Origin of the sequence: Acinetobacter sp. CIP-A165 (assembly GCF_000367985.1) — a bacterium.
Taxonomy (GTDB): domain Bacteria; phylum Pseudomonadota; class Gammaproteobacteria; order Pseudomonadales; family Moraxellaceae; genus Acinetobacter.
In genome coordinates, this window is record NZ_KB849200.1 from 59,361 (window position 1) to 66,527 (window position 7,167).

A 7,167-nucleotide genomic window follows, 5' to 3' on the forward strand; every position below is an offset into this window, starting at 1 on the left:
AGGATTGTTGACAATCAAGCTGTCATACCATCGTCGTAGAATATCAAGGACAAAGTTCGTTGGGTGTTAAAAAGAAAATCAAGATGCAGTTGCCTCTGTTTTATAAGCTTTTGTTTTATCTGTTTTTAGTCCGAGGTTTGATTTGATTGCTACTTTAGTTCTCGTAACGATATAGCAATAAGGTTGACAGTAGACCTACTATTTATTGTTGACAATCCTATTGCAATTTTTGTCATATCTCGTTATAAAATCATCAAAACGGTAGAGATTGTCGACAATATGCAGGATACCCTTGTTCCACAAGCCATCAGCACCAGTCAGGGAAGAACACTGACGGAACACGTATTTAAGCAAATTCAATCGGCGATTGTTCTGGGGCAGATTCCTGCGGGAAGTAAGATTTCTGAACCTGAACTGGCACGTATTTATGGGATTAGCCGTGGGCCTTTGCGGGAGGCGATACATCGTCTCGAAGGACAGAAATTGGTGGAGCGTACTGCACATATTGGCGCCCGTGTGGTCTCTCTCTCGCAGCAACAGTTCCAAGAGCTGTATCAGATTCGTGCTTCTTTAGAAGGGTTGGCGTGTAAACTCGCTGCGCAACATATCGATAAAAAACAAATCTTGGCATTACGCGATGTATTACGGTTGCATGCTGAGGATGAAAATTTTAAAGCAGGTAAAGGCTATTATTTACAAGAAGGGCAGGATGATTTCCATTACTGCATTATTAAAAGTAGTGGCAATAAGACCCTCGAAAAAATGTTGTGTGATGAGCTATATCACCTCATTCGCATGTATCGAATCCAGTTTTCAAATACCCCTGATCGACCAAGCAAGGCTTTGGACGAACATATCCGCATTTTAGATGCGATTGCTGAAGGTGACGGTGAACTCGCCGAAATGCTGATGCACCGTCACATCAATGCATCCTACAAAATTGTTGAGCAAACATTGCTGCAAACTCAAGGAGAATATCAACATGGCTAAACAGTCTGCTGGTCAGCTATTCCGCGACGCGGTCGCACAAGAAAAACCATTACAAGTGGTGGGTGCAATTAATGCAAACCATGCTTTATTGGCAAAACGTGCAGGTTATAAAGCCATTTATTTATCAGGTGGCGGTGTAGCGGCAGGTTCGTTGGGCTTACCTGATTTAGGCATTAGCAACCTTGATGACGTATTGACAGATGTGCGTCGTATCACTGATGTTTGTGACTTACCATTATTGGTGGATGTGGATACTGGTTTCGGCGCATCTGCATTTAATATTGCTCGTACCACCAAGTCGATGATTAAGTTCGGTGCAGCAGCGATGCATATCGAAGATCAAGTCGGTGCTAAACGTTGTGGTCACCGGCCAAATAAAGCAATCGTGACACAACAAGAAATGGTTGACCGCATCAAAGCAGCGGTTGATGCACGTACTGATGACAGTTTTGTGATCATGGCACGTACGGATGCTTTGGCGGTTGAAGGCTTACAAGCAGCGATTGATCGTGCAGGTGCATATATTGAAGCAGGTGCGGATATGTTATTCCCTGAAGCAATTACTGAATTGGCCATGTATAAGCAGTTTGCTGATTTGACCAAAGTTCCTGTATTGGCGAACATTACTGAATTTGGTTCTACGCCATTATTCACCACGGAAGAATTGGCTTCTGCCGATGTCAGTATTGCTTTATATCCACTTTCTGCATTCCGTGCGATGAATAAAGCAGCAGAAAATGTGTATGAGACTTTACGCAAAGAAGGTACACAAAAGAATGTGGTGGACACCATGCAAACTCGTCAAGAATTGTATGAGCGTATTAACTACCATGCGTTTGAACAATATCTAGATGGAACTTTTGAAAAGAAATAAGTAATAAATCTCTCCCCCTTGCGGAACCATGTTCCTCATCTTTGAAAAAGAGGGGAATAACATAAATCTTAGATTGTCTAGGATGAATGTGAAGTCCCCCTTTTTAAAGGGGGATTTAGGGGGATTAGGGAATTGGCAAGTTTTAACCCAAAGATATAAAAATAGGACAATCTTATGAGCAGTAATGAAACGCCAACAGGCTTCAAACCAAAAAAATCAGTTGCACTCAGTGGTCAAGTTGCTGGTAACACGGCATTGTGTACTGTAGGGCGCAGCGGCAATGACTTACACTATCGTGGCTATGACATTCTTGACCTCGCAGTGGGCAGCCAATTTGAAGAAGTGGCACACTTGCTGGTCCATGGCAAACTGCCAAACAAAGCTGAACTGAAAGCCTATAAAGCAAAATTAAAAGCATTACGTGGCTTACCTGCTGCACTTAAAACTGCGCTTGAGCAACTTCCACCTTCGGCACACCCGATGGACGTGATGCGTACTGGCGTTTCAGTTCTGGGTTGTTTAACGCCTGAACACGAAGATCACAACGAAGCGGGCGCAAAAGACATTGCTGATAAATTGATGGCAAGCCTAGGTTCAATGTTGTTGTATTGGTATCACTTCAGCAACAATGGTCGCCGTATCGAAGTCGAAACTGATGATGACTCGATTGCTGCACATTTCCTGCATCTACTTCATGGCGAAAAACCATCTGAAGAATGGATTGAAGCGATGCATACCTCATTGATTCTGTACGCAGAGCATGAGTTCAATGCATCAACCTTTACCTCGCGTGTGGTGGCAGGTACAGGTTCAGACATGTACTCAGCGATTACAGGCGGCATTGGTGCGCTACGTGGACCAAAACACGGTGGTGCAAACGAAGTTGCGTTCGTGATTCAACAGCGTTATGACAATGCCGATGAAGCAGAAGCAGATATTCGTAGTCGTGTTGAAAAGAAAGAAGTGATCATCGGTTTTGGTCACCCTGTATATACCATTTCTGATCCACGTAACGAAGTGATCAAGAAAGTGGCTTATGATCTTGCTGAAGCGCAAGAAAATAACAAAATGTATTTGATCGCTGAACGTCTAGAAGCGGTGATGAAAGAAGTGAAGAACATGTTCCCGAACCTTGATTGGTTCAGTGCAGTGAGCTATCACTTGATGGGTGTTCCTACCGCCATGTTTACGCCATTGTTCGTGATTGCACGTACCGCAGGTTGGTCAGCGCATGTGATTGAGCAACGTCAAGACGGCAAGATCATTCGTCCAAGCGCGAACTATACAGGTCCTGAAAATCTAGAATTCAAACCTTTGGCGGAGCGTGGCTAATATGAATAACACACAATACCGTAAACCGCTGCCAAATTATAATGGCGATACCCAGCTCGAATACTATGACGTGCGTCAAGCCGTTGAAGATATTCAGCCAGGCGCATATGCAACTTTGCCGTATACCTCGAAAGTATTGGCAGAGCAATTGGTACGTCGTTGCGACCCAGCATTGCTCAACGATGCTTTAACTCAGTTAATCGAACGCCGTCAGGACATGGATTTTCCTTGGTATCCTGCACGTGTGGTCTGTCATGACATCTTAGGTCAAACCGCTTTGGTTGATCTGGCAGGTTTGCGTGATGCCATTGCGGAGCAAGGTGGCGATCCAGCGAAAGTCAATCCAGTGGTTCCAACACAATTGATTGTGGATCATTCACTTGCAGTTGAGTTTGGTGGTTTTGATCCTGACGCGTTTGAAAAAAACCGTGCCATTGAAGACCGTCGTAACGAAGACCGTTTCCACTTTATTGAGTGGACGAAGACAGCATTTAAAAATGTCGACGTGATCCCTGCGGGTAACGGCATCATGCACCAAATCAACTTGGAGAAAATGTCTCCAGTGATTCAGGCGCGTGATGGAATCGCATTCCCAGATACCTGTGTCGGTACTGACTCACATACTCCACATACCGATGCGTTAGGTGTGATTTCGATTGGTGTCGGCGGTTTAGAAGCTGAAAATGTCATGTTGGGTCGTGCATCGTGGATGCGTCTACCTGACATTATTGGGGTTGAGTTTGTCGGTCAACGTCAAGCAGGCATCACTGCAACTGATATCGTTTTGGCGCTCACAGAGTTCTTGCGTAAAGAACGTGTGGTCGGTGCTTACCTTGAGTTCTTCGGTGAAGGCGCAGACACCATGTCGATTGGTGATCGTGCGACCATTTCCAATATGACCCCAGAATATGGTGCAACTGCGGCGATGTTCTACATCGACCAAAACACCATTGATTATTTAACCTTGACAGGTCGTGAAGCAGACCAAGTCAAACTGGTTGAGCAATACGCCAAAGAAATCGGTCTTTGGGCATCTGATATGACCAAAGCGCAGTACCCACGTGTACTTCGTTTTGATCTTTCAACCGTGACTCGTAACATTGCAGGTCCATCAAACCCACATGCACGTGTTTCTACGGCTGATTTGAAAGCCAAAGGCATTGCTGGTGTGGTTGAGCACCGTACTGATGGTTTGATGCCTGACGGTGCAATCATCATTGCCGCAATCACTTCGTGTACCAATACTTCAAACCCACGTAATACCGTGGCGGCAGGTCTATTGGCACGTAAAGCCAATGAACTTGGTTTAACACGTAAGCCATGGGTGAAATCATCATTTGCACCGGGTTCAAAAGCTGCTGCGCTATATCTTGAAGAAGCGGGCGTACTGAAAGACCTAGAGAAACTTGGTTTTGGTATCGTGGCTTATGCATGTACCACTTGTAACGGCATGTCAGGTGCATTAGATCCAGTCCTTCAACAAGAAATTATTGATCGTGACTTGTACGCGACTGCGGTACTTTCGGGTAACCGTAACTTTGATGGTCGTATTCATCCATATGCAAAACAAGCATTCTTGGCATCGCCTCCACTGGTTGTTGCCTATGCGATTGCAGGAACGATTCGTTTTGACATCGAAACCGATTCACTTGGAAACGATAAAGATGGTAATCCAATTTACCTGAAAGACATCTGGCCATCGGATGCTGAAATTGATGCCTTAGTGAAAGAATCGGTTAAGCCTGAACAGTTCCGTAAAATCTACATTCCAATGTTTGATTTGGGTGTCAATGAAGAAGCGGCAAGCCCATTGTATGATTGGCGTCCAATGAGTACTTATATTCGCCGTCCGCCGTATTGGGAAGGGGCATTGGCTGCGCCACGCACTTTATCCAATATGCGTCCACTTGCGATCTTGGGTGACAACATCACCACCGATCATTTGTCTCCATCGAATGCGATTGTACTCGACAGTGCTTCTGGTGAGTATTTGGCGAAAATGGGTGTACCTGAGGAAGACTTTAACTCATACGCAACCCATCGTGGCGACCATCTCACCACGCAACGTGCGACATTTGCTAACCCAAAATTGTTTAATGAAATGGTCGTTCGTTCAGACGGCACCATTAAGCAAGGTTCAAAAGCGCGTGTCGAGCCTGAAGGTGAAGTGATGCGGATGTGGGAAGCGATTGAAACTTACATGAATCGTAAGCAACCGTTGATCATCGTTGCGGGTGCGGATTATGGTCAGGGTTCTAGTCGTGACTGGGCTGCCAAAGGTGTTCGTCTCGCAGGTGTTGAAGCGATCGTGGCTGAAGGTTTTGAGCGTATTCACCGCACGAACTTAGTGGGTATGGGTGTTTTACCGCTTGAGTTTAAAGAGGGTGTCAACCGTAAGACCTTAAAGTTAGATGGTACTGAGCTTTATAGCGTGATTGGTAATATCTCACCACGTTCTGACTTAACTTTGGTGATTGAGCGCTCGACGGCTGATGGTCGAAATGAAATCGTTGAAGTACCTGTGACTTGTCGTTTAGATACAGAAGAAGAAGTTTCTGTGTATGAAGCAGGCGGTGTATTACAGCGTTTTGCTCAAGACTTTTTAGAAGGTCAAGTGGCTTAATACTTTAGCTAAAAGTGATTGATATTGTTTTAAAAAAGCCCTATCTTGATGATGGGGTTTTTACTATATATGCTGTGTAAATAGAATTGATGGCCTGTTAAAAGTTTTATTTAAAATAGGTTTTTTATAAAAATGTGCATATAAAGAAGGATCAAAAATTGGAAATAACAAATAAATTAGATAATCAAGCTGAGAGGAAGCTACCCGTTAAAGCGCATCTATTATGTGGCTGGCCACTCGTACTTATGTTGGTTGGAGGTGCTATTGGTGGAGCTCTTGGAGCAAGTGCCTATGGTATAAATGTTAAGATCTATAAATCAAACTTATCAAACATCGCTAAAATACTACTCAATTTGTTGACAGGTTTAACAGCTATTATTCTTATGCTTATTGCGGCAAATTTGATTCGAATGTACTTTCTTTAAAGAAGTTGATCATATAAAAATCCCGACATCTTGTGGTATCTCACACCTAGGGTGATTGAATCTATTATTGCCGGTTAGAGACAGGAAGAATTTAGAAACAGGTGTGGTGTAGAAGTTAAAAATTATTTTGATATTTATTGAAAAAGATTAATAAGCCCCAAATTATTGGTGGGGCTTATTAAATTGGGGTGATAATATAATGAGTATTAGTGTTAAATTTACATCATTTTGTAATAATTTGAGAATGAGTGAGACTACTGTATTTAATATTAAATATAGAGTCGAGCAGATCACTAAAAGAATAAACTTAGATTTTTGGGGGATAGAATCAGGAATCAGACATAGTTTATATGTAGGATCTTATGGAAGGGGAACTGATATTCATACAAGTGATATTGATTTGATCATTGAACTCCCTTTCGAAATGTATTCTAGATATAGTAACTATATAGGAAATGGTCAATCAGCATTAATCCAAGCTGTAAAAGACGCTATAAAAAAAACTTACTCTAGTACATATGTTAGAGGAGATGGGCAAGTAGTAAAATTAAATTTCACAGATGGTATTTGTTTTGAAATAGTTCCTGCTTTTTTAAATAGTGATGGTATTAACTATACATATCCTGATACAAATAATGGGGGAAGTTGGAAAGTAACAAAGCCACGTGAAGAGAAAAATGCTTTAAATCAATTGAATATTGGTTCTAATAAAAATTTAAAAAGATTATGCCGAATGGCGAGAGCATGGAAAGATCAATGGAATGTGCCGATTAGTGGAATCTTACTTGATACTTTAGCTTATAGATTTATGGAGCAATGGTCTTACAGTAGACTTCCGTCATAAATCAAAAAACGTACAATTTATTTGATCTTAAATTAATCAGCAAAATTATTTAATTCAAGAGATAATCCTTGGATGAAAT

General features: G+C 42.4%; 6 protein-coding genes. All 6 read left to right on the plus strand.

Annotated features, from left to right (window positions below; genetic code table 11):
• Window positions 1-279 precede the first annotated feature (279 nt).
• The 6 genes from F991_RS00265 (at window position 280) to F991_RS00290 (ending at window position 7,088) form a co-directional block, all read left to right on the plus strand.
• Window positions 280-990 (plus strand): GntR family transcriptional regulator, encoded by a 711-nt coding sequence (locus F991_RS00265; protein ID WP_004667982.1) that lies wholly within the window; start codon window positions 280-282, stop codon window positions 988-990.
• Window positions 983-1,864: a methylisocitrate lyase gene (prpB, locus tag F991_RS00270; protein WP_004667983.1), complete on the plus strand. Its 882-nt coding sequence runs from the start codon at window positions 983-985 to the stop codon at window positions 1,862-1,864. The genes F991_RS00265 and prpB overlap by 8 nt, the downstream gene beginning before the upstream one ends.
• 174 nt (window positions 1,865-2,038) lie before the next feature.
• Complete coding sequence (gene prpC, locus F991_RS00275; RefSeq protein WP_004667985.1) at window positions 2,039-3,196, plus strand: bifunctional 2-methylcitrate synthase/citrate synthase; 1,158 nt, start codon at window positions 2,039-2,041, stop codon at window positions 3,194-3,196.
• A 1-nt stretch (window position 3,197) separates the two neighbouring features.
• Entirely contained in the window at window positions 3,198-5,819 is a 2,622-nt protein-coding gene (gene acnD, locus F991_RS00280; RefSeq protein WP_004667988.1) for a Fe/S-dependent 2-methylisocitrate dehydratase AcnD, read from the plus strand.
• A 158-nt stretch (window positions 5,820-5,977) separates the two neighbouring features.
• Window positions 5,978-6,244, plus strand: coding sequence for a hypothetical protein (locus F991_RS00285; protein WP_004667990.1), 267 nt, complete (start codon window positions 5,978-5,980; stop codon window positions 6,242-6,244).
• 199 nt (window positions 6,245-6,443) lie between these two features.
• Window positions 6,444-7,088 carry an SMODS domain-containing nucleotidyltransferase gene (locus F991_RS00290; RefSeq protein WP_051064198.1) on the plus strand — a complete coding sequence of 215 codons (645 nt, stop codon included), beginning with the start codon at window positions 6,444-6,446 and terminating at the stop codon, window positions 7,086-7,088.
• Window positions 7,089-7,167: the final 79 nt, after the last annotated feature.